We start from the raw sequence: 22037 nt of genomic DNA, 5'->3' as shown, positions 1-22037 counted from the left end.
GACGCTGGCCTTGCTGACGAGGACGCGCTGTTTGCGCATTCTGGAATTGTTGGGGACAGGCTGCAGCGGCGACTTCGAGGGAAGCGCGTGCAGAAGCTACGCAGGACGTGGGTGGGATGCAGGAAGACAACCGCGACGCTGAGATCGTGAGAGGGTGCGTGAAGTGGTTCGACCCCGGCAAGGGGTTCGGATTCATCGTTTCGGATGAAGGTGGAGCGGATATTCTTCTTCATGCGAACGTCTTGCGGAATTTCGGACAGTCCTCGGTCGCGGATGGATCGGAGATCGTGGTCGAGGTGCAGACGACGCCGCGGGGCAAGCAGGCCCTCGCCGTCCTGGAGATAACGCCGCCCGAGACTCCGTCTTCCTCCGGCCTCGCGGATCTGGCCGGGCTCGATCCCCAGGAGATCGCCGCCGCGCCGGTCCGGCCCGCGCGGGTCAAGTGGTTCGACAAGGCCAAGGGGTTCGGTTTCGCGAACATCTTCGGACTGGCGGAAGATGTCTTCGTCCATATAGAGGTGCTGCGACGGTCGGGCTTTGCCGACCTGCAGCCCGGTGAGGCGGTCGGGCTTCGGGTCATCGACGGCAAGCGCGGCAAGATGGCGACGGAGGTGGTCTCATGGGAAGCAGCGATGGAACTGCCGCGCGACGAGTGATGCCGCAGCTGCGGGCCGGACTGATCAGTCTGGCGTTGATGTCGGTAGCGGGCGGGGCAGGGGCCCAGGCTCTCTGCGCAGAGGATCGGGTCACCGTGATCGGCGACTGGGGCCAGGCGCGGTTCACCGTTGCCGTGGCCGATGAACCCGCCGAGCGCGCGCAGGGCCTCATGTTCGTGGAGGAAATGGGCACCCTCGAAGGGATGCTGTTCGTCTACGACGCACCTGAAACGGTCAGCTTCTGGATGCGGAACACGCTCATCCCGCTCGACATGCTCTTCGCCGCGCCCGACGGTACCATCACACGGGTCCATGAAAACGCCGTTCCCCTCGACGAGACGTCGATTCCCGGCGGGGACGACGTGCAGTTCGTGCTGGAGATCAACGGCGGAATGGCGGCCCAGCTCGGGATAGAGCCGGGCGACCTGCTGCAGCATCCCGCCATCGGCCCCGACGCGGCGGCCCCCTGCAGCTGAGGCAGCCCTTTCCAAAGCCGCCGCACCCGCTTAGAGGTGCGGTACGGTCGGGGCGTGGCGCAGTCTGGTAGCGCACCTGTTTTGGGTACAGGGGGTCGTGAGTTCGAATCTCGCCGCCCCGACCATCGTTTCGGTGCTTCCCTCTGATCGCGACCGCCTCCGGTGCGCATCCGGATCCTGTGTCTCCCGAGAGGTGCCCTCGCAGGTCGCGTTGCAGCCTCGTCTCAGAGCGGACGGCCCCCGGCCCGAACAAGGACCGAGCGGATAGCGCGGTCGAGTTCCGCATCGCCGAGGCGGATGACTTCGACACCGCCCGTCCGTTTCGGAACGCGGATGTAGGTGTCTGTGCGAACCAGGTGACCTCCGCCCTCGGGCGCGCTCGAGACGGCCGTGACGAGACGGGGCAGATCGTCGACGGTTCCGTCGTAGCGGAGAATCAGCGCGGCGGCCGCATCGACGGGAGGCAGCGATTCGCAGCGCAAGCTTGCGTCGTCGGGCCGCACGATCTGCTGGCCCGGCCCGGCCCAGGCCGCCGCAACGGCAAAGAGCAACCGTTCCGGAAACTCGGGAAAGAAGGCTTGCGGTCCCTCGGGCCGGGGCGCGGGCAGGCGCGCGCTCTCGCTCGGCGGCGGGGGCAGGGGCTCGGGCGGTGCGAGGCCGGTGCTGCATCCGGTCAGCAGCGTCGCCGCGATGCCCGAAAGAGTCGCTTGGCGCATGAGTCCTCCAGTCAGGAAACTGGAGCGTTGCACGATTGCAGCGCCCGAGAATAGGGGAGACCGGCCGACCGGCGCCTGTGCCGCACCCATTGTCGTTTGCCGTAGCAAGCCGGAATTCCGCTGCGCGCAGCCACTTATCCACAAGACTTCAGAGGCTGGTGGAACCCCTCCGCAGAGGCGCGCGGTGGATCACCGTGTGGAGGAATCGGGGACAACCGCCTGTCTCACCCGTCAATCTTAAAAAAGGCACATCTAGGCTAAATTTCACGTTGACCCCCTAGGGCTGGTTGCTGCAGTTTGTGCTGGCCGACCGCGAGAACACTACATCTAGTAGGGCCGCGGCGCGAGGGACGAGACTACTCAAGAGGTACATGGCGGGCCAGCGGGTCCACCGGCGCCGGCGCAGGAGCGTCGGCGGCCTCCGTACCACGCGCCGCCTTGCGGATCGAGGCAGTTGTCGAACGGAGGCGAGCAGCCGTCTCCGGGGGAAAAAGGACAAGGACCGCGATGAAGATCGAACGTCGATTCACGAAGGCCGGGCAGGACGCATATTCGGCACTGGAGTTCCGGATCACTTCCTCTGAGATCCGCAATCCGGATGGCAGCACCGTGTTCAAGCTGGATCGGTGCGAGGTGCCCGCCGCGTGGAGCCAGGTCGCGTCCGACGTCATCGCGCAGAAGTACTTCCGCAAGGCCGGCGTGCCCTCGAAGATCGAACGCATCAAGGAAAAGGGCGTGCCGGAGTTCCTGTGGCGGGGCAAGCCCGCCGAGGGTGCCGTCATGGGCGGCGAGACATCCGCGCGGCAGGTGTTCGACCGGCTTGCGGGCGCCTGGGCCTACTGGGGCTGGAAGGGCGGCTATTTCTCCTCAGAAGCCGACGCGCGGGCCTACTACGACGAGATGCGCTACATGCTGGCGACCCAGATGGGCGCGCCGAACTCTCCGCAGTGGTTCAACACCGGACTGCACTGGGCCTATGGCATCGACGGTCCCAGCCAGGGACACTACTACGTCGACTGGAAGACCGGGAAGCTCACGAAGTCGAAGACCGCGTACGAGCACCCTCAGCCCCATGCCTGCTTCATCCAGTCCGTCGCGGACGATCTGGTGAACGAGGGCGGGATCATGGACCTCTGGGTCCGCGAGGCGCGGCTCTTCAAGTACGGCTCGGGCACGGGCACCAACTTCTCCTCCCTGCGCGGCGAGGGGGAGCGGCTGTCGGGCGGCGGCAAGTCCTCGGGCCTCATGGGGTTCCTGAAGATCGGCGACCGTGCCGCCGGTGCGATCAAGTCAGGCGGCACCACGCGGCGGGCGGCGAAGATGGTGATCGTGGACGCCGATCACCCCGATATCGAACAGTTCATCAACTGGAAGGTCATCGAGGAGCAGAAGGTCGCTTCGATCGTGGCCGGCTCGAAGATGCACGAGCAGAAGCTCAACGCGATCTTCGCGGCCATCCGCACCTGGGACGGGGCAGAGGCCGACGCCTTCGATCCCAAGGTGAACGGGGGTCTGAAAGAGGCGATCCGCGAGGCCAAGAAGGTCGCCATTCCAGAGACTTACGTCAAGCGGGTGCTCGATTATGCACGCCAGGGGCATACGAGCATCCACTTCCCCACCTACGATACCGACTGGGACAGCGAGGCCTACAACTCCGTCTCCGGCCAGAACTCGAACAACTCGATCCGGGTTACCGATGCCTTCCTGAAGGCCGTCGAGGAGGATGCCGACTGGAACCTGATCTCCCGGATCGACGGATCGGTGACGAAGACGGTGAAGGCCCGTGACCTCTGGGAGCAGGTGGGCCATGCCGCCTGGGCCTGCGCAGACCCCGGGATCCAGTTCCACGACACGGTGAACGCCTGGCATACCTGCCCCGAGGACGGCGAAATCCGCGGCTCGAACCCGTGCTCCGAGTACATGTTCCTCGACGATACCGCCTGCAACCTGGCCTCCATGAACCTGCTCACCTTCTACAGGGACGGGCAGTTCCGGGCAGAGGATTACATGCACGCGACCCGCATCTGGACGCTGACCCTCGAGATCAGCGTGATGATGGCGCAGTTCCCGTCGAAAGAGATCGCGCAGCGGTCCTATGACTTCCGCACGCTCGGCCTCGGCTATGCCAACATCGGCGGCCTGCTGATGAACATGGGACTCGGGTACGACAGCCCCGAGGGCCGGGCGATGGGCGGGGCACTGACCGCGCTGATGACCGGCGTCAGCTACGCCACCTCGGCGGAGATCGCCGCCGAGCTCGGGCCATTCCCGGGTTTCGAGAAGAACCGCGCGCACATGCTTCGGGTGATCCGCAACCACCGCCGCGCCGCCTATGGCGAGACCTCGGGCTACGAGGGGCTGGCGGTGAAGCCGGTCGCCCTCGACCGGGACAACGTGCCGGACCGACGGCTCGCCGCCCTTGCCGCCACCGCGTGGGACGAGGCGCTGAACCTTGGCGAGGCCCATGGCTATCGCAATGCACAGGCCACGGTGATCGCACCCACGGGCACCATCGGTCTCGTGATGGATTGCGACACCACCGGTATCGAGCCCGACTTCGCGCTGGTGAAGTTCAAGAAGCTCGCGGGCGGAGGGTATTTCAAGATCATCAACCAGTCCGTTCCGGCGGCTCTGGAAAAGCTGGGCTACGGCCCCGCCGAAATCGAGGAGATCGTGGCCCATGCCGTCGGCCACGGCACCATGGGCAACGCGCCGGGCATCAACCATGCGATGCTTCGCCAGAAGGGTTTCGGCGATGCCGAGATCGAGAAGGTTGAGGCGGCCCTTCCCTCGGCCTTCGACATTCGCTTCGTCTTCAACCAGTGGACGCTGGGAGACGAGTTCTGCCGCAAGACCCTGGGCCTCGGCGATGCGGAGCTGTCGGACCCCGGCTTCGATCTGCTGCGTCATCTCGGCTTTGCGAAAGCGGATATCGACGGCGCCAACGACCACGTCTGCGGCACCATGACCCTGGAAGGCGCGCCGCACCTGCGCGAGGAGCATTACAACGTCTTCGACTGCGCCAATCCCTGCGGCAAGAAGGGCAAGCGCTTCCTCAGCGTCGAGAGCCACATCCGGATGATGGCGGCAGCCCAGAGTTTCATCTCGGGCGCGATCTCGAAGACGATCAACATGCCGAACACGGCGACCATCGAAGACTGCCAGAAGGCCTACGAGCTGAGTTGGTCCCTCGGGACAAAGGCCAACGCCCTCTACCGCGACGGCTCCAAGCTGAGCCAGCCGCTGGCATCGGCGCTGATCGAGGATGACGAAGAGGCGCGCGAGGCGCTGGAAACCGGCTCCATCCCCGAAAAGGCGACCGTTCTGGCCGAGAAGATCGTGGAGAAGATCATCATTCGGGAAGTCGAGCGGACCCAGCGCTCGAAAATGCCCCACCGCCGGCGCGGCTACACGCAGAAGGCGGTGATCGGCGGCCACAAGGTCTACCTGCGCACCGGCGAATACGAGGACGGGCGCCTCGGCGAGATCTTCATCGACATGCACAAGGAAGGCGCAGGCTTCCGGGCGATGATGAACAACTTCGCCATCGCGGTCTCCGTCGGCCTGCAATACGGCGTGCCGCTGGAGGAGTTCGTCGATGCCTTCACCTTCACCAAGTTCGAGCCCGCGGGCATGGTGCAGGGCAACGCGGCGATCAAGTCGGCGACCTCGATCCTCGACTACATCTTCCGCGAGCTGGCCGTCAGTTACCTCGACCGCACGGACCTCGCCCACGTCAAGCCCGAGGGCGTCAGCTTCGACGACGTGGGACGTGGCGCCGAGGAGGGCGTGTCGAACATCCGCGAGGTCCCCGACAGCCGCGCGGCCTCGCCCATCGACGTACTGCGGCAGGTCGCCTCCTCGGGCTACATCCGCAAGCGGGTGCCTCAGGAGCTGATGGTGCTGAACGGCGGGGCGGGCGGGGCGGTGGCCTTCGCCGGCAGCGACCCGGTGGCGACGCTGCAAAGCCTCGTGCCCGAGGCCGGCGCCGCCGCGGCGACCTCCACATTGGCACTCACAGCGCGGGACAAGGCCAAGATGCAGGGCTACGAGGGCGACCCCTGCGGCGAATGCGGCAACTACACGCTCGTGCGCAACGGCACCTGCATGAAGTGCAACACCTGCGGCGCGACGAGCGGGTGTAGCTGAGGAGAGTAATTATGGAAATCGCTGCGCACCTGACTGTTGGTGAACATGTCGAGCCTGTTTCGATCAGAGTCACTGGGGATGTATCATCAGCCGACTATCATGTTCCGCTGGCCCTTCTGCGTAGGTTCGAAAAAGGGACCGGGATTGTACACCTACGGCTGCTCACTGATGGTTGGAAATCGTCTGTCTCCTTCAGGTATCTGGACGGACTGAGAGCGCACTACGGAAATAGAATGGTCGGTTATCACGGTCTTCCGGATGTACCCTGTTCATTCGAATTGCGCCGAGACGACGATACTTAATCAGATACGGGGGGACCGGGCAGTCAGGCAAGTATTGCTCCCCTCCCGTGCCCGCCCTCCGAGGAGGGCATGCAGTTCAGGCCGCAGGCAGAAACCGGGCGGTACATAAATCGAGCCTGAACGGCAAAACTCAAAGGGGGCTTCGGCCCCCTTTTTTCTGTGCCGCATGTCTCTGCCCCTCGGGGGGGCGCACCGACGGGGCGCGCGCTCCGGTCCCTTGTTCTCTGGTCTTCAAGTATCCTCGGGGGTCCGGGCGCGCCGCCCCGCTTAGGCCGGACGGCGTCAGCCGGACGGAATCGAGAATCCGGGCGGCGCAAGCTCGAACCCCTCGAAGCGGAAGCCGGGGCTGACCGTGCAGCCGACCAGCGTCCACGCTCCTGTCGAGCGCGCTGCCTGCCAGTGACCCGCGGGCACCACGACCTGCGGGCGCGCGCCCGAGATCAGATCCGGACCGAGCACATGCTCGGACGCCGGACCCTGCTCCGTTTCGGCCATGGACAGGATCAGCGGCGCGCCCGCGTAGAAGTGCCAGGCTTCATCCGCATCGACGCGGTGCCAATGGCTCGTCTCGTCCTCGGCAAGCAGAAAGTAGATCGCCGTTCCAGTGGACCGCGTGCCGTCCTTGGCGCGTGTTTCCCACGTCTGCCGATAATGTCCACCCTCCGGATGGGGTATCAGCCCGAGAAGCGTGATGATCCGCGCCGCGCTCGGCCCTTCGGTCGCTTCTTGCATGATCCCGCTCCTGACGCTCCTTGCCCGCAGTGTCGACCACCGGACCCTCTACCCGCAACCCCGCCGGTCGGTCATGGCGCCGGTCGGCTTTCGGGTCCGGACCCGGAACATAGGGCAATCCGGGCTGTTGTGGGATCAGAACCGACAACAGCAAACGACAAGGAGATCAGCCATGACCCATGCGTTGAAACTGACAAGCGCCACTGCCGCCCTCGCTCTCGGGCTCGGGAGCGCGGCCTTGGCCCAGGACACCGCCTCCGAAGGCGATATGTCGATGAACGGGGACGGCGCGCAGATGGCGGGCTACGAGTCGGGCCGCATGAGCGACGCCAACATGGAAAACCTGATCCGCGTCAGCGAGATCACCGATGGCGTGGTCTACACCGTCGAGGTCGGGGACGACGAGTGGATGTCGTGGGATACCTACGAGGGCGCCGAGGCCGAGCTCGACCAGATCGGCAACATCGCCGATGTCGCCATTTCGCCCGATGGACGGATGACCGGGATCATCGTCGAGACCGGCGGTTTCCTCGACATCGGTGACAGCCACGTGCTGGTCAACCTGGGCGACATCAAGCTGATGGATAGCGGCGACGCCAATTCCTACAGCTATGTCACCCGCCTGAGCGAGGAAGAGCTGCAGAACCTGCCCGATGTCGGTGAAAACTGGTTCTGAGGCACGTCCCTCGAAGCAATCCCGAGAGAGGGGTCCGGTCGCGCCGGACCCCTTTTTCGTCCGGAGTTCAGGTCTTGAGGATCGTGCGGCCCGCGTAGACGGCAGAGGCACCGAGACCCTCCTCGATGCGGATGAGCTGGTTGTACTTCGCCAGCCGGTCGGAGCGGGCGAGGGAGCCCGTCTTGATCTGCCCGCAGTTGGTGGCGACCGCGAGGTCCGCGATGGTCGCATCCTCGGTCTCGCCCGAGCGGTGGGACATGACGTTGGTCATGCCCGCGCGGTGGGCCATCTCGACCGCCTGAAGCGTCTCGGTCAGGCTGCCGATCTGGTTGACCTTCACCAGCATGGAATTGGCTGCGCGCCGCTCGATGCCCATGGCGAGGCGCTTGGGGTTCGTCACGAACAGGTCGTCGCCCACCAATTGCACCTTGCCGCCTAGCGCCTCCGTGAGGGCGGTCCACCCTTCCCAGTCGTCCTCGGAGCAGCCGTCCTCGATGGAGATGATGGGATAATCGGCGACGAGCGCCTGAAGGTAGGCGACGTTCTCGTCGGTGGTCAGCGTCTTGCCTTCGCCTTCCATCACATACTTGCCATCCTTGAAGTATTCCGTGGCGGCGCAGTCGAGCGCGAGGAAGATGTCCTCTCCGGGCGAGTAGCCCGCGGCCTCAATGGACTTCAGGATGAAATCGAGCGCCTCGCGGGTCGAGCCGAGGTTCGGCGCAAATCCGCCCTCGTCACCGAGCCCGGTGGAGAGACCGGCGGAGGACAGCGCCTTCTTCAGGGTGTGGAACACTTCGGAGCCCATGCGCACCGCCTCGGCGATCGAGGTGGCGGCCACGGGCATGATCATGAATTCCTGGATGTCGATCGGGTTGTCGGCATGTTCGCCGCCGTTGATGATGTTCATCATCGGCACGGGCAGGGTCCGGGCAGACGTGCCGCCCACGTAGCGGTAGAGCGGCTGGGAGGTGAAATCGGCCGCGGCCTTGGCCACCGCGAGGCTGACGCCGAGGATCGCGTTGGCGCCGAGACGGCCCTTGTTGTCGGTGCCGTCGAGCTCGATCATCGCCATGTCGATCTCGACCTGTTCGGTCGCGTCGTAGCCCAGGATCGCCTCGGCGATCTCGCCGTTCACGGCGGCGACGGCGTCAAGAACGCCCTTGCCCATGTAGCGGCCCTTGTCGCCGTCCCGGCGCTCCACCGCCTCGTAGGCGCCCGTGGACGCGCCCGAGGGCACGGCAGCGCGGCCCATTGTCCCGTCTTCGAGCGTCACATCGACCTCGACGGTGGGATTGCCGCGGCTGTCCAGGATCTCGCGGGCGTGGATGTCGATGATGGTGCTCATGGGATCGGTCCTCCGGATGGGAGTGTTTGCGCTAACGTCGGCTGTCCCGACCGGTCATAACGTGGGCTGAGGCGGGAGGGAAGCGCGGGCTCGGGCATTGGCCTGTGCCTCGCGCCAGAAGGCGTAGAGCCCCGAGCCCACGATCAGCGCGGCGCCGGCATAGGTCCAGGCATCGGGTCGCTCGCCGAAGATGAGCGTGGCCACGAAGAGAGCGAAAAGTATGCGGGTGTACCGGAACGGTGCGATCACCGACATCTCGCCGATCCGGGTGGCGGCGACGATGGTGGAATAGGCGAGCATCCCGACCGCAAGCGTGGCCACCAGACCCAGCAATGCCATGGACGAGGGCACGACGAGCCTTTCGCCAGTGAGTCCCAGGAGAAGGACCCCCGACAGGATCGTCGTGGCGAAGGCGGCCCCGGAAAGCTGGTTGGAGGGCACACCTGCGGGGATCCGGCGGGTGGCGAGATCGCGCGCCGAGAGACAGACCACGGCGACGAGGGCAAAGAGCGAGTTCGGGTCGAATTCCGCGGCGCCCGGCCGGATGACCATCATCACCCCAACGAGGCCCAGACCCACCGCCGTCCAGCGGCGCCAGCCGACCTTTTCCCCCAGAAACAGCGCCGCCCCCGAGACCACCGCCAGCGGCACGGCCTGCAGGATTGCCGTCGCGGTGGACAGGTCTCCGAGGGTCAGCGCCGCCACGAACCCCGCGGTCCCCAGAAGCTCGCAGGCCGAGCGAAAGAGAACCGCCCTCGACAGAAGCGCCCGGGTGAAAAGCGACTGCCCCCGGTGCCGCAGCAGCAAGGCGAAGCCGATGGTGCCGAAGAGGCCCAGCGTGATCATCACCTGGCCCGCCGGGATCAGCGTGGCGGTACCCTTGATAAGGGCGTCCTCGATGGAAAAGGCCAGCATGGCGCCGACCATCAGGGCCGCGCCCCGGAGGGTGTCGCTCATGACGCCTCGTCCGGCGCGCCTTCGTCCAGGGGTTCTCCCCAGAGCTGCAAACGGTGCCCGGTCAGCCGGTAGCCCAGCTTGCGCGCGATCTTCTCCTGCAGCTTCTCTATCTCGGGATCGACGAACTCGATCACCTCGCCGGTGCGCTCGTCGATCAGGTGGTCGTGATGGGCGCGGCTCGCCGCCTCGTAGCGGGCGCGTCCGTCGCCGAAATCGCGTTTCTCGAGGATGCCCTCCTCTTCGAAGAGCTTCACCGTGCGGTAGACGGTGGCAAGGGAGATGGACGCGTCCTGCCCCGAGGCGCGGGCATAGAGTTCCTCGACATCGGGGTGGTCCTCGGCGTCCTGCAACACGGCGGCGATGGTCCGGCGCTGGCCGGTCATCCGGAGGCCCTTGTCCTCGCAGCGTTGCAGGATCGTCTTCGGCATGGGCGGTCGTCTTTCGGTGATGCGTTCAGGACTAGCGCAGCGGGCCGGCCGGGGCCAGAGGGTCGGGTCTGGCCCGATCATTCTTCGAAGACCCTGCAAGTCCAGACGAAGAACGGTCTTGCTGGCGGGTTCAGCCGCCCGAAAGCTGCACGAGCGCGTGGCGCTTGCGGCCCGCCGAGAGCTTCACCGGAGTGGCAAGGCGGCCTGCGTCGAGAACGAGGCCCGGGTCGGTCAGGGGCGCGTCGTCGATCCGGGCGCCGCCCTCGGCGATGAGCCGCTTGGCTTCCTTGCCCGAAGCGGCAAGGCCCGTGCGCACGATCGCCTGCACCACCGACAGCCCGTCGCCCAGCTCCGCGGCGCTCAGCGTCAGGGTCGGCAGGTCCGCGCCGACGCCGCCTTTCTCGAAGACCTCCCGCGCCGTGGCTTCTGCCGCCCTGGCGGCGTCGGCGCCGTGCAACAGCGTCGTGACCTCGTTCGCCAGCACGATCTTGGCCTCGTTGACCTCCGCGCCACCAAGGCTTCCAAGACGCTCGCACTCGGCAACGGGCAGCTCGGTATAGAGCTTGAGGAAACGGCCCACGTCGGCGTCGGTCGTGTTGCGCCAGAACTGCCAGAACTCGTATGGGCTCAGCATCTCGCCATCGAGCCAGACCGCGCCGCCCTGGCTCTTGCCCATCTTGCGCCCGTCCGAGGTGGTCAGGAGCGGGGTCGTCAGCCCGTAGATCTCGCGGTCGAGCACGCGGCGCGTGAGGTCGATGCCGTTGACGATATTGCCCCACTGGTCGGAGCCGCCCATCTGCAACAGGCACCCCTCGCGACGGTAGAGCTCGAGAAAGTCATAGGCCTGCAGGATCATGTAGTTGAACTCGAGGAACGACAGCGACTGCTCGCGATCGAGGCGCGACTTGACGCTCTCGAAGGACAGCATCCGGTTCACCGAGAAGTGCCGGCCGATGTCGCGAAGGAAGTCGAGGTAGTTCAGCCCGTCGAGCCAGTCGGCATTGTCGAGCATGGCGGCGTCCGTCGCCCCGTTGCCGTAGGCTAGGTAGCGCGCGAAGACGCGCTTCATCGCGGCGATGTTGGCGGCGATCTCGGCGGGCCCCAGAAGCGGGCGCTCCTCGGAGCGGAACGAGGGATCGCCCACCTTGGTGGTGCCGCCGCCCATGAGGGTGATCGGCCGGTGTCCGGTCTTCTGGAACCAGCGCAACAGCATGATGTTCAGCAGGTGCCCCACGTGGAGCGAGCGCGCAGTCGCGTCATAGCCGATGTAGGCGGTCACGGGTCCGGCCGAGAGTGCCTCGTCCAGCCCCTGGTAATCGGTGCAATCGGCCAGGAAGCCGCGCTCCATGATGACGGCCATGAACTCCGATTTCGGGTGGTAGGTCATCGGTCTCTCTTGTCCCCGCCCTCGCTGCGCGGCACTCTATAGGGCGAGGCAGGAACGAGGGAAAGCGGGTCATGGCGAGAGAGCCCTGGCGCAGCGGGCCGGTCAGGGTCGCGGGCGCGATGTCGGGCACCTCGCTCGACGGTGTGGACGTGGCGGTGATCGTCACCGATGGCCACGAGATCCTCGAGATCGGCGAGACCCGCTACCGGCCCTATTCGGTTACCGATCGCATGGTCCTGAGAGACGCGCTCGGGCGCTGGCCGGGCGAGGCAGGCGTGGCAGAGGCTGCGGAGGTGGTCGACGAGGCGCACATGGTCGCACTGGAGGCCATCGAGGCGGATCTCGTGGGCTACCACGGGCAGACGCTGGTGCACGACCCCGACGGCCGCCGCACCCACCAGGCGGGCGACGGGCAAGCGCTGGCGGACTGGCTGGGCCTGCCGGTGGTCTGGGATTTCCGCTCTTCCGACATGGGATTCGGAGGGCAGGGGGCGCCGCTGGCCCCATTCTACCATTTCGCCATGGCGCGGAGGATCGGCGCCACAGCGCCGCTTGCGGTTCTGAACCTCGGGGGGGTCGGAAACCTGACATGGATCGACCCGGCCGCTGAGGGGCCCGAGGCGGACGGCGCCTTGCTCGCCTTTGACACCGGTCCCGCCAATGCGCCGCTCGACGATCTGCTGCATGTGCGGGGACTGGGCACGATGGACCGGGACGGGGATCTGGCCGCCTCGGGGACACCCGACGAGTCGGTGGTCGAGACCTTCCTCCGCCATCGCCACTTCTCCCGGTTGCCGCCCAAATCACTGGACCGGGCTGCTTTCGCGGCTCTGGGAGCCGCGGTGGAAGGGCTCTCGGACGCCGATGCCGCGGCCACGCTCGCCGCCTGTGCCGCCGAGGCCGTGATCGCGGGTCTGAGCCTGTGCCCCGCCCCGCCCGAGCGGCTGCTGGTTGCGGGGGGCGGGCGGCACAACCGCGCCGTCATGGCGCGCCTCGCGGCGGGGACGGGTTGCGCTGTGGAGCCCGCAGAGGCCGCGGGCTTTGACGGCGACATGCTCGAGGCCCAGGCGTTCGCCTATCTTGCCGTGCGGGTAGCGCGCGGTCTGCCCACCTCGGCGCCCGGCACGACCGGAGTCGCTGCCCCCGTGGGTGGCGGCCGCCTCAGCCGGCCCGCCGAGGCGGGGACGCTCCGCACGGGAACGTGACGGGACGGAGGTCAGTGCCGCAGAAATCTGCCGACGCCGGACCAGCGTTCCGGCAAGGCCTTGCCGAGACCGGTTCGACACGGAACCCTGAATTGAACCTTCTCGGATTTCACGTCGTTCGTGCTGAGTGAGCGCCGCAGTTCCGCGGCTCGCTCGCCTGAGGCATCAAGACCCGGAACAGAACATGACACCGCACAGACCCCTTGCCCTTTCCGCGCTGCTGGCAGCGCTTTCCGGTCCGGCGCTCGCTGCCGGCCTGGACCAGACCCCGCCCGATTTCGTGGCCCCCGCCCCGCAGCCGGCAGCGCCGACCTATGCTCCCGGGAATGACTGGACCGGCTTTTATGGCGGTGTGCAGCTTGGCTACGGCCGGATCGACGACCGGACCGACCCCGAGGTCTTCGACGATGACTTCGCCGGCGCGACCTACGGCGGCCACGTCGGTTACCTCTACGATTTTGGCCGTGTCGTCGTTGGTGCCGAACTGGACCTGGAGGGCACCAACCTCGAAGACGAGGCGACCGGGCTGAACGTCGACCGGCTGGCTCGTGCCAAGCTGAGGCTCGGCTTCGATGCGGGCCGCGTGCTGCCCTACCTGACCGGTGGCGTGGTGCAGGCGACGACCAGCGGTTTTGCCGACCTCGAGGACACCGGGGGCTTCGCCGGCTTCGGCGTCGACTATCAGGCGACCGAACGCATGCGCGTCGGCGCCGAGGTCCTGCAGCACCGCTTCGAGGACTTCGACGACACGGGCATCGATTTCGACGCGACCACGGTCTCCGCGCGCGTCAGCTTCAACTTCTGATCGCGAGACATCCCGGGGTCAGACACCATTCCCATCCCCAGGGACCCCCCCCGGGATCAGCGGCGCCGCACCCCCAATCGCGGCGCCGCTTCCCGTTTCGACGCGCCTCGTGACCTGCTCGCCATTGGAGGTTGACCCAGGCACGAGATAGGCCGCTGCGACAAAGGCATGGGAACGACGCAGACGCCGCCGATGACCCTTTCCGCGCCCGTCGGCCGTCCTCTGCGACACTGCCTTCATGAACCCCTGTCAGGGTGACCGCCACAGCCTGCTGACGCGAAGGACCCGTCAGGCCCGCTTCGACGGACCTCTCGATCCGCCCGCACGATCCGACCGGAGAACCAAACGCGGGGCGCCCCGCCGCTTTCAAGCGCGGGTGACACCGCGCCCGGTCACGCGGAATTGCCGTTGCAATCCGAGCGTATCGTGGTGAAGGGTTGCGGAACGCGCGGCGGCGGGGACGGCATGGCGACACGGGGCGGGCTTGGACAGGAGGCACGGCGGAGCATCGCTCTGCTGGCCGCACCCTTTTCCTATGCGATCCTGCTTCTCGCTATGCCGCTTGGCGCCGTTGTCCTGTTTTCGTTCTGGACTCAGGACTTTCTCGACATCGACACGACCTTCACGCTGGCCAACTACGAAGAAGCGCTGAGCCAGCCGATCTACCGGATGCTTCTCGGCCGGTCGCTTTGGATCGCGGGGGCGGTGACGCTGGTGACCGTCGTCCTCGCTTTTCCGATCGCCTATTTCGTCAGCTTCTACGTCGCCCCCAGCCGCAAGTCGCTGTGGCTTTTTCTCATCACCATCCCGTTCTGGACCAGCTACCTGATCCGCGTCTTCCTGTGGAAGGTGATCCTCGGGTTCAACGGCGTTCTGAACACCAGTCTTCAGGGACTCGGGTTCATCGACGAGCCGCTGACCTTCATCCTCTACAATGCCAACGCTGTGGTGATCACGCTCGCCCATGCCTTTGCCCCATTCGCGATCCTGCCGATCTTCGTGGCGCTGGAGCGGATCGACCGGTCGCTTCTGGAGGCGTCTCAGGACCTTGGAGAGAACAAGGTGACCACGTTCCTGCGGGTGACGCTGCCGCTTGCGATGCCCGGCGTCGTTGCGGCGACGCTCATCGTCTTCATCCCCACGATCGGGGATTACGTCACCCCGAGGCTCGTGGGCGGGCCGGACGGGCTGATGATCGCCAACATGATCCAGACCCAGTTCCTGAGGCTGAACAACGCGCCCCTGGGCGCCACGCTCGCGATCCTTGCCATGCTGTCGGTGACGGTGATCGCTCTGCTGTTCATCTGGCTCAATCGCAAATGGCTGAGGACCCGATGACGCTCCGATTCTATGCCGTTGCCTACCTGATCTTTCTCTACGCGCCGATCGCGCTCCTTCCGATCTTCGCGTTCAACGACGGCACGATCATCGCCTTTCCGCTGCAGGGCTTCACCACCCAGTGGTTCGGGGAGTTGCGCACCACGCCGGCGCTGCACGAAGCGGTGAAGAACTCCCTGATCATCGCGGTGAGCAGCGCCGTCATCGCCACGCTTCTGGGCATCTGCGCAGCGCGCGCGGGGCAGATGGAGACCTTTCCCGGCAAGGGCGGCGTGATCGGGTTCATCATGCTGCCGCTGGTGTTGCCGGAGATCATCGTCGCGGTCTCGCTCCTCGTGGTGATCGTGCGGGTCATGGGATTGCCGCTCGGCAACTGGACGATCATCCTCGCCCATGTCCTGATCTGCATGCCCTTCTGCATCGCGGTGCTGAACGGCGCCTTCGCTGGGCTCGACAAATCCATGGAGGAGGCGGCGATGGATCTCGGCCAGTCTCGATGGGGCGCGTTCCGGCTGGTGACGCTGCCGCTCATCGCTCCGGGCATCGTATCGTCGCTGCTGATCTCCTTCACCATCAGCCTCGACGAGTTCATCATCGCCTTCTTCCTGTCCGGCAATTCGCCCACGATGCCTGTCTATATCTGGGGGCTCCTGCGCTTCCCCGAAAAGCTGCCGGTGGTCATGGCGCTGGGGACCATCCTCGTCGCGCTGTCCATCGTGCTTCTGACCATCGCCGAGACGATGCGCCGCCGCGGCCTGCGCCGGGCCGGCCTCAAGGATACCGGAGGGTTCCTGTGAACGAACTGATCCGCCTTCGCGGCATCCACAAGTTCTACGGCGATTTCCACGCCCTGAAGGGGATCAATCTGACGATCCGCAAGGGCGAGTTCTTTTCGCTGCTCGGGCCGTCCGGCTGCGGCAAGACCACGCTTCTGCGCACCATAGCAGGCTTCGAGGACCCCACGGAGGGCACGCTCTCCATCGACGGGCGGGACATGCGGCGCGTGCCGGCCAACGAGCGGCCCACCAACATGGTGTTTCAGTCCTACGCGATCTTCCCGCACCTGAGCGTGGCCGAGAACGTGGGCTTCGGACTGCGAAAGGACCCGCGGTCGAAGGACGAGAAGACCCGCGCCGTCGGTCGCGCACTGGAAATGGTGGGGCTTGCCGGCTATGGCACGAGGCGCGCGACCGCACTTTCGGGCGGCCAGCGCCAGCGCGTGGCGCTGGCGCGCGCGCTGATCCTCGAGCCCAAGGTCCTCCTGCTCGATGAACCGCTCTCCGCGCTCGACAAGAAGATGCGCGAGCAGATGCAGGTGGAGCTGATCCGCCTGCAGCGCCACGTGGGAATCACCTTCATCCTCGTCACACACGACCAGGAGGAAGCTCTGGTCATGTCGGACCGGATCGCGGTCATGTTCGAAGGTGAGATCGGCCAGCTCGCCGATCCCGAGACCCTGTACCGGCGGCCGGTCTCGAAGAAGGTGGCGAGCTTCATCGGGATGATGAACTTCCTCGACGGTCGGGTGACGGCGGAGGGGCCGTCGATCGCCGTGGAGGTCGCGGGGTTGGGCCGCTGCGAGGTGCCGGCCGAACAGGCGCCCGGCGGCATCTCTGCGGGCGCGATCACGGTCGGCATCCGGCCGGAAACCCTGGCGATCCTCTACGAGGGGGAAACCACCGACCGCCGGGTGGTCGACGGTGTGGTGGACGAGGTCGTCTATTACGGCGACATGACCTATTACGATGTCCGGGTCGACGGGGTGGAGAAGCCATTGACCATCTCGATGAAGAACCTGATCGGGCGGCCCGTTCTGGACGTCGGCGCAGCCACGCGGGTGGTTTGGGACGCGCGCTCGCTGGTGCTTCTGGCAGGATGACGGCGCGGGGACAGGATGTATCCGCGGGTCGGGAGCCGCGCAATCGGGTTTCGGTATGACGGATCTGGCCATCGTCTTCTGGCTGGACCTTCTGGGGACGTTCGTCTTCGCGATCAGCGGCGCGATGCTCGCGGTCCGCCGCGGGCTCGACATCTTCGGGATTGCGGTGCTGTCGGTAGCCGCCGGTCTTGCGGGCGGGATCGTCCGGGATCTTCTGCTGGGCGCCGCACCACCCGCGGCTTTCGCAGATCCGCGCTACCTCGCGGCGGCGCTGAACGCGGCCCTCGCCGGTTTTCTCTTCCACCGGGTGATCGACCGGTTGAGCCGACCCGTCATGCTCCTCGATGCGCTCGGTCTGGGCCTCTTCGCCGTGGCCGGATGCGGGAAGGCGCTGGATTTCGGGATGGGACCGCTGCCGGCAATACTGCTCGGAGTTCTGACGGCGGTGGGCGGCGGTGTCGTGCGGGACATGCTGGTGGCCGAGGTGCCCCGCGTCCTGCGCGAGGAGGTCTACGCGCTGGCCGCCCTCGTGGGGGCGACGATGGTCTGGGCGGCGGAGGCCCTCGCGTTCGATCCCCTGTGGTCCGCCACGGCGAGCGTCGCGGCGGTCGTCGCAGTGCGCGTCCTCAGTGTCGTCCTCGGCTGGCGTGCGCCCCGGGCCCCCGGATCGCAATAGGTCTCAGTCGAACGGGATGGACACCCGCAGGCCATAGGTTTCGAGCCCCGGGTTGATGTCCTGGGTGTCCGAATTGGATCGGTGATCGTAGTAGAGTCCTATGCGTATATCGTTCTCGAAGGCATAGGCCACGCCGAAGGAGCCCCGGAACTGCAGCTGACCGCCCAGGTCGGGTCCGTTGCCAGGATCGTAGTATCCCGGGATCAGGCTGCCTTCGTAGTAGAGGCCCGTACCCCAGAGCGGGACCTCGCTGCGAAGCCCGAAGCCGACCCATGTACTCTCGTCGGAGGTGACCGAGACCGCGGTCACGGGCTGGAAGGGGCCGCGGGCGGCTGGCAGGGCATATTCGAGATAGACTTCCTCGCCCGCCCGTCGTTCCTGGAATTCGACCGCTCCGGCCTGGAGCGACAGGCGCGGGGTGGCATCGCGCACGGCGAGGCAGCCGCTGGGGCAATGGGTATAGCCCATCTCGGTCAGGGCCGTGACGAGATAGATGATCGCCAGGGTGCCGTCCATCGGCTTGCTCCGCAGGTTGCGCCGCGATTCACACTAGTGACGACGCGAGGGGACTGCCAGCGCCGTTCATTCCGCGCCGTGTCGTCGTGGACGACCCCACGGAACGACAGACCAGCGCGGGCACGCCTGGTTTCAGGAAGACTGACTGGCCTTGGCCGGCAGCGCCGACCGCAAGGCCTGCCGGCTCTCAATCGTCGTCCGCCGCGGCTCGCATGAGCGGCGCATCGGCATCGGGAGGCAAGAGGCCGAGACCCCTCAGATAGACGCCGATCCCGGTTTCCAGCAGGTCCTCCGGCGGGAAGGGCGAACGTGTGCCCGGAGAGCCCCGCGCGAAGAGCTCCACCACGCCGTGGCTCATCGCCCAGATATGGGCCGAGAACATCTGCGGCGGCGGACGTTTCTCGGGCGGGATGTGGCTGGCGAGATCCGTCGCTGCTTTCTCGAGGACGGCCATGGCGCGGGTGGCGGCGGCGTGCAGCTCAGGCGTGCGCTGGATCGAGATGCCGCTTTCGAACATCGCAACGTAATGCCCCGGGAACCGCCTTGCGAAGGCGAGATAGGCACGGCCCGTGGCCTCGAAGGCGGCGAGAGCCGAGGGCTGACCGCCGGCATAGGCATGGTCCATGAGGTCCCCGAAGATGGCGTAGCCCTGCTTTGCTGCCTCGGCGATGAGGTCTTCACGGCCCTCGAAGTGGCGGTAGACGGCGGCCGGGGTAACGCCGGCGCGCTTGGCCGCCTCGGACAATGTGAACCCGGTCGGCCCCTTCTCCTCGATCAGCTCGAGCGAGGCCTCCACCAGCGCCTGCCGCAGGTTGCCGTGATGGTACCCGCGTTTAGGCATCCCAGATGTCGGGGCCGCGACAGATGTCGAGGTCGATCGCCCCGATCCGTTTCGACCGTTTCCCCGCATAATCGATGCGGCTCAGGACGGTCTGCACCGCGGCGATCCGCGCACGGCTCTTGTCGTCGGAGCGGACCACGGTCCAGGGCGCGACATGGGTATCCGACCGGCGCAGGGTCTCGGTGATCGCCATGGAGTATTCATCCCATTTGCGCAGGCCCTCGATGTCGATCCAGCTGAGTTTCCACTGCTTCAGCGGATCGCCTTCGCGCTTGAGAAATCGGCGCAGCTGCTCGGCGCGGCCCACGTTCAGCCACAGCTTCACGAGGTAGATGCCCTCGTCGACGAGCATCTCCTCGAAATGTGGAAGCTGGCGGAAGAAGTGCTCGCGCTGGCGGTGCGTGCAGAACTGGAAGACATGCTCCACCACGCCGCGGTTGTACCAGGACCGGTCGAAGAGAACGATCTCCCCCGCGGTCGGCAATTGCTCGATGTAGCGCTGGAAATACCACTGGCCGGCCTCGATGTCCGAGGGCTTGGAGAGGGCCACCACGCGGGCGACCCGGGGGTTGAGATTCTCCGTCATGGCCTTGATCGTGCCCCCCTTGCCGGCGGCGTCGCGTCCCTCGAAGACGATTACCACGCGCTTGCCCGACTGCCTGACGTCGGCCTGCAGGCGCACGAGCTCCTCCTGCAAAGGGTCCATCGCCGCCTTGTAGTCCTCCTTCGACAGACGCACGCTGTAGGGATAGCTGTCCGAAAGGATGTCGCGCTTCTCTCCCGTCCGGATTGCGGCGCGCAGCTCGTCGGGGGCCTCCTTCTCGAGGTAGTGAGTGATTGCGCCGTCGAAGGGAAGCTCCATGTCCGTCTCCGTCCCTGTGGTGCCGGACATCCTGCCCCCGCCTGCCGCCGTGCGCAATGTGGCCCTGTCAGTTCAGCCCGGCGCGCCGTGCGGCGCGGTCCACTGCCTCGGCCACCGCCTCGGGCGCGACGTTCTGAGGAATGTGACCGATACCCGGAAGGGCCATCAGATGGGCCGTGGGCGCCTGGCGGGCAAGAGGTTCGGCATGGATCTCGAACGGGACGGTGGTATCGGCCGTGCCGTGAACGATCTCCAGAGGGACCGTGATCGTGGCGTAGTGCGGCTGCAGGGCGGTGATCTCCTGCTTCAGCGTGGCGCGCTGCGCCGCATTGGCGCGCAGGCTCTCCGGCCGGGTGATCAGCGGCGCGCCGATCGCCTCTGCATAGCCGGGCGGCATCTCCTGTGGACCGAAGACACCCCGGATCTGCTGCGCGACATAGTCGGGAGGAACCCACGCCGAGATCAGCGGCACCGCCAGGGCGCTCCCCAGGGGATGCGAGGTTAGGCGGTAGAGCGCGGGCAGATCCCCCTCCCAGCGCTGGGAGGGGGAGGAGACGGCGACAAGGGCCGAGAGGCTCGCAGGATGACGGGCGGCCCAGGCCAGCGCCACGGCGCCGCCGTAGCTTTGCCCGAGGACGATCGGCTTCTCGGCGCCAAGCTGCGCCGCTGCTGCCTGCAGAACGCGGGCCTGTGCCTCGATCCCCTCCTTGCCCTGGAGGCGATCGGAATAGCCGAGGCCGGGGCGATCGAAGGCGATCACGCGGTAGGTGCGGGCGAGGATCGGCGCGAGGCGGAAGGTCATGTCCCGGGTATTGCCGGACGATCCGTGTATCAGGACCACATCCGGCCCCTCGCCTGAAACCACCGCATGGATACGCCGGCCCTCGACCGTGACGAAGCGACCCTCGGGAGGATAGGCGGCCTCGCCCGCCTTCACCCTGGCAGAAAGGCGCAGACCGGTCGCGACCGTGCCGAGGGCGATGACGGCGGCAAGGCCGAGCAGGGTGGCACGCAGGAGCATGAGGCGCAGATATGGCAGGCCGAGCCGATATCCATGGGCAATCCCCGGATCACGACGTCACGGACGTCAGGGCCGGCGCCGAAGTCCCCGGGGCAGGTCGGGGCATGGAACTGTCATTCAGCGGCGCAGGTCGGTGGACCGGCGGCCGATCTCGCCCATGTCGAAGGGCGTCGTGAGGTAGATTTCGGAGATCCAGTTGCCATACAGAAGATGCGCATGGCTGCGCCAACGGTTCTGGGGCTTCTTCGTCGGATCGTCGCCGGGATAGTAGTTGCGCGGCACGGCGATGGGCTCCCCCTTCACGGCGTCGCGGTCGTATTCCTCCTTGAGGGTACCGCTGTCGTATTCCAGGTGATTGAAGATGTAGAGGGCCCGGTGTGCGGGATCCTCGACGAGGCAGGGTCCGACTTCGGGACTGTCGACCAGCACGCGCAGGCCCTCATGCGCCTCGATCTCGTCGCGGCGCATCTCCGTCCAGCGCGAGACGGGGATCACCATGTCATCGGAGAACCCCCGCAAGAGCGGGCTTTCAGGCGCGCAGAGCGCATGGCGGTAGCAGCCGAAGGCCTTTGCGCTGAGCAGATGCTTGGGCACCCCGTGGAAGTGGTGGATCATCGCCATTCCGCCCCAGCAGACGCCGAAGGTCGAATGGACATGGGTCTGGGTCCAGTCGAAGACGCGGGTCAGTTCGTCCCAGTAGGTCACCTCCTCGAAGGGCAGGTGCTCTATCGGGGCGCCCGTGATCACCAGCCCGTCGAAGGTCTCACCCGAGGCCGCGACGTCGGCAAAGGGGCGGTAGAAGGCCTCCATGTGCTCTGCGGCGGTGTTCTTCGTCTCGTGCTCGGTCATGCGGATCAGGTGGAATTCGATCTGCAGGGGGGTGGCGCCGATCAGCCGGGCGAACTGCGTCTCGGTCTGGATCTTCTTGGGCATCAGGTTCAGGAGGCCGATCTTCAGCGGCCGGATATCCTGCCTCTCGGCAAGCGCCTCGTCCATCACCATCACCCCTTCGCGGGAGAGGACGGTGTAAGCGGGAAGGTCTGCGGGCAGCTTGATCGGCATCGGAAGTC

The 22037-nt window shown here is 66.4% G+C and carries 21 protein-coding genes and 1 tRNA gene; 11 read left to right on the top strand and 11 right to left on the bottom strand.

What is annotated here, in order from left to right; all coding sequences use genetic code 11:
- Positions 1-116: 116 nt before the first annotated feature.
- The 3 genes from EAT49_RS01175 to EAT49_RS01165 all read left to right on the top strand — a co-directional run bounded on the left by EAT49_RS01175 (position 117) and on the right by EAT49_RS01165 (position 1257).
- Positions 117-656 (top strand): cold-shock protein, encoded by a 540-nt coding sequence (locus tag EAT49_RS01175; RefSeq protein WP_123640450.1) that lies wholly within the window; start codon positions 117-119, stop codon positions 654-656.
- A complete protein-coding gene (locus tag EAT49_RS01170; protein ID WP_123640802.1) occupies positions 656-1132 on the top strand; it encodes a DUF192 domain-containing protein in 477 nt (158 codons plus the stop codon). The genes EAT49_RS01175 and EAT49_RS01170 overlap by 1 nt, the downstream gene beginning before the upstream one ends.
- A gap of 48 nt (positions 1133-1180) precedes the next feature.
- A tRNA-Pro gene (locus EAT49_RS01165) sits at positions 1181-1257 on the top strand.
- A gap of 99 nt (positions 1258-1356) precedes the next feature.
- Here the strand turns inward: EAT49_RS01165 and EAT49_RS01160 are convergent.
- The gene (locus tag EAT49_RS01160; RefSeq protein ID WP_123640448.1) at positions 1357-1848 is read right to left on the bottom strand and encodes a hypothetical protein; all 492 of its coding nucleotides are present in this window, start codon (positions 1846-1848) and stop codon (positions 1357-1359) included.
- A gap of 507 nt (positions 1849-2355) precedes the next feature.
- On the opposite strand from EAT49_RS01160, the gene EAT49_RS01155 reads away from it, so the two are divergent.
- The gene (locus tag EAT49_RS01155; protein ID WP_123640447.1) at positions 2356-5997 is read left to right on the top strand and encodes a vitamin B12-dependent ribonucleotide reductase; all 3642 of its coding nucleotides are present in this window, start codon (positions 2356-2358) and stop codon (positions 5995-5997) included.
- Positions 5998-6581: 584 nt separating this feature from the next.
- Here the strand turns inward: EAT49_RS01155 and EAT49_RS01150 are convergent.
- Positions 6582-7031 (bottom strand): cupin domain-containing protein, encoded by a 450-nt coding sequence (locus tag EAT49_RS01150; protein ID WP_123640445.1) that lies wholly within the window; start codon positions 7029-7031, stop codon positions 6582-6584.
- 172 nt (positions 7032-7203) lie between these two features.
- Between EAT49_RS01150 and EAT49_RS01145 the strand changes: the two genes are divergently transcribed.
- Positions 7204-7707, top strand: coding sequence for a PRC-barrel domain-containing protein (locus tag EAT49_RS01145; RefSeq protein ID WP_185020603.1), 504 nt, complete (start codon positions 7204-7206; stop codon positions 7705-7707).
- A 67-nt stretch (positions 7708-7774) separates the two neighbouring features.
- Here the strand turns inward: EAT49_RS01145 and eno are convergent, their stop codons facing one another.
- The 4 genes from eno to tyrS form a co-directional block, all read right to left on the bottom strand.
- Entirely contained in the window at positions 7775-9052 is a 1278-nt protein-coding gene (gene eno / locus EAT49_RS01140; protein WP_123640441.1) for a phosphopyruvate hydratase, read from the bottom strand.
- A gap of 54 nt (positions 9053-9106) precedes the next feature.
- A complete protein-coding gene (locus EAT49_RS01135; protein WP_123640439.1) occupies positions 9107-10009 on the bottom strand; it encodes a DMT family transporter in 903 nt (300 codons plus the stop codon).
- A complete protein-coding gene (locus EAT49_RS01130) occupies positions 10006-10437 on the bottom strand; it encodes a Fur family transcriptional regulator (RefSeq protein ID WP_123640437.1) in 432 nt (143 codons plus the stop codon). Before EAT49_RS01130 ends, EAT49_RS01135 begins: the two co-directional genes overlap by 4 nt.
- A gap of 130 nt (positions 10438-10567) precedes the next feature.
- Positions 10568-11824 (bottom strand): tyrosine--tRNA ligase, encoded by a 1257-nt coding sequence (gene tyrS / locus EAT49_RS01125; RefSeq protein WP_123640435.1) that lies wholly within the window; start codon positions 11822-11824, stop codon positions 10568-10570.
- Positions 11825-11895: 71 nt separating this feature from the next.
- Here tyrS and EAT49_RS01120 point away from each other — a divergent pair, with 71 nt between their 5' ends.
- The 6 genes from EAT49_RS01120 to EAT49_RS01095 all read left to right on the top strand — a co-directional run bounded on the left by EAT49_RS01120 (position 11896) and on the right by EAT49_RS01095 (position 17727).
- The gene (locus tag EAT49_RS01120) at positions 11896-13029 is read left to right on the top strand and encodes an anhydro-N-acetylmuramic acid kinase (protein WP_123640433.1); all 1134 of its coding nucleotides are present in this window, start codon (positions 11896-11898) and stop codon (positions 13027-13029) included.
- 184 nt (positions 13030-13213) lie between these two features.
- The gene (locus EAT49_RS01115; protein ID WP_123640430.1) at positions 13214-13834 is read left to right on the top strand and encodes an outer membrane protein; all 621 of its coding nucleotides are present in this window, start codon (positions 13214-13216) and stop codon (positions 13832-13834) included.
- Between the two features lie 465 nt (positions 13835-14299).
- Positions 14300-15172, top strand: a complete 873-nt coding sequence (locus EAT49_RS01110) for an ABC transporter permease (protein ID WP_123640801.1) — start codon at positions 14300-14302, stop codon at positions 15170-15172.
- Positions 15169-15969 (top strand): ABC transporter permease, encoded by an 801-nt coding sequence (locus EAT49_RS01105; RefSeq protein WP_123640800.1) that lies wholly within the window; start codon positions 15169-15171, stop codon positions 15967-15969. Before EAT49_RS01110 ends, EAT49_RS01105 begins: the two co-directional genes overlap by 4 nt.
- Positions 15966-17051, top strand: coding sequence for an ABC transporter ATP-binding protein (locus EAT49_RS01100; RefSeq protein WP_123640429.1), 1086 nt, complete (start codon positions 15966-15968; stop codon positions 17049-17051). The genes EAT49_RS01105 and EAT49_RS01100 overlap by 4 nt, the downstream gene beginning before the upstream one ends.
- 55 nt (positions 17052-17106) lie before the next feature.
- On the top strand, positions 17107-17727 hold the full coding sequence (locus EAT49_RS01095; RefSeq protein WP_123640427.1) for a trimeric intracellular cation channel family protein: 621 nt from the start codon (positions 17107-17109) through the stop codon (positions 17725-17727).
- A 3-nt stretch (positions 17728-17730) separates the two neighbouring features.
- Here EAT49_RS01095 and EAT49_RS01090 read toward each other — a convergent pair whose 3' ends face one another.
- From EAT49_RS01090 to EAT49_RS01070, 5 genes are all read right to left on the bottom strand, one after another.
- Complete coding sequence (locus EAT49_RS01090; RefSeq protein WP_123640425.1) at positions 17731-18243, bottom strand: acyloxyacyl hydrolase; 513 nt, start codon at positions 18241-18243, stop codon at positions 17731-17733.
- Between the two features lie 187 nt (positions 18244-18430).
- A complete protein-coding gene (locus EAT49_RS01085; RefSeq protein WP_123640423.1) occupies positions 18431-19084 on the bottom strand; it encodes a TetR/AcrR family transcriptional regulator in 654 nt (217 codons plus the stop codon).
- The gene (gene ppk2 / locus EAT49_RS01080) at positions 19077-19946 is read right to left on the bottom strand and encodes a polyphosphate kinase 2 (protein ID WP_123640799.1); all 870 of its coding nucleotides are present in this window, start codon (positions 19944-19946) and stop codon (positions 19077-19079) included. Before ppk2 ends, EAT49_RS01085 begins: the two co-directional genes overlap by 8 nt.
- Positions 19947-20013: 67 nt before the next feature.
- On the bottom strand, positions 20014-20967 hold the full coding sequence (locus EAT49_RS01075; RefSeq protein WP_246003718.1) for an alpha/beta fold hydrolase: 954 nt from the start codon (positions 20965-20967) through the stop codon (positions 20014-20016).
- A 117-nt stretch (positions 20968-21084) separates the two neighbouring features.
- Entirely contained in the window at positions 21085-22029 is a 945-nt protein-coding gene (locus EAT49_RS01070) for a homoserine O-succinyltransferase (RefSeq protein ID WP_123640421.1), read from the bottom strand.
- Between the last annotated feature and the right edge of the window lie 8 nt (positions 22030-22037).

Origin of the sequence: Histidinibacterium lentulum, assembly GCF_003789055.1 — a bacterium.
In the GTDB taxonomy this organism is placed as follows: domain Bacteria; phylum Pseudomonadota; class Alphaproteobacteria; order Rhodobacterales; family Rhodobacteraceae; genus Oceanicola; species Oceanicola lentulus.
This window is presented reverse-complemented; position numbering and strand designations above follow the sequence as displayed.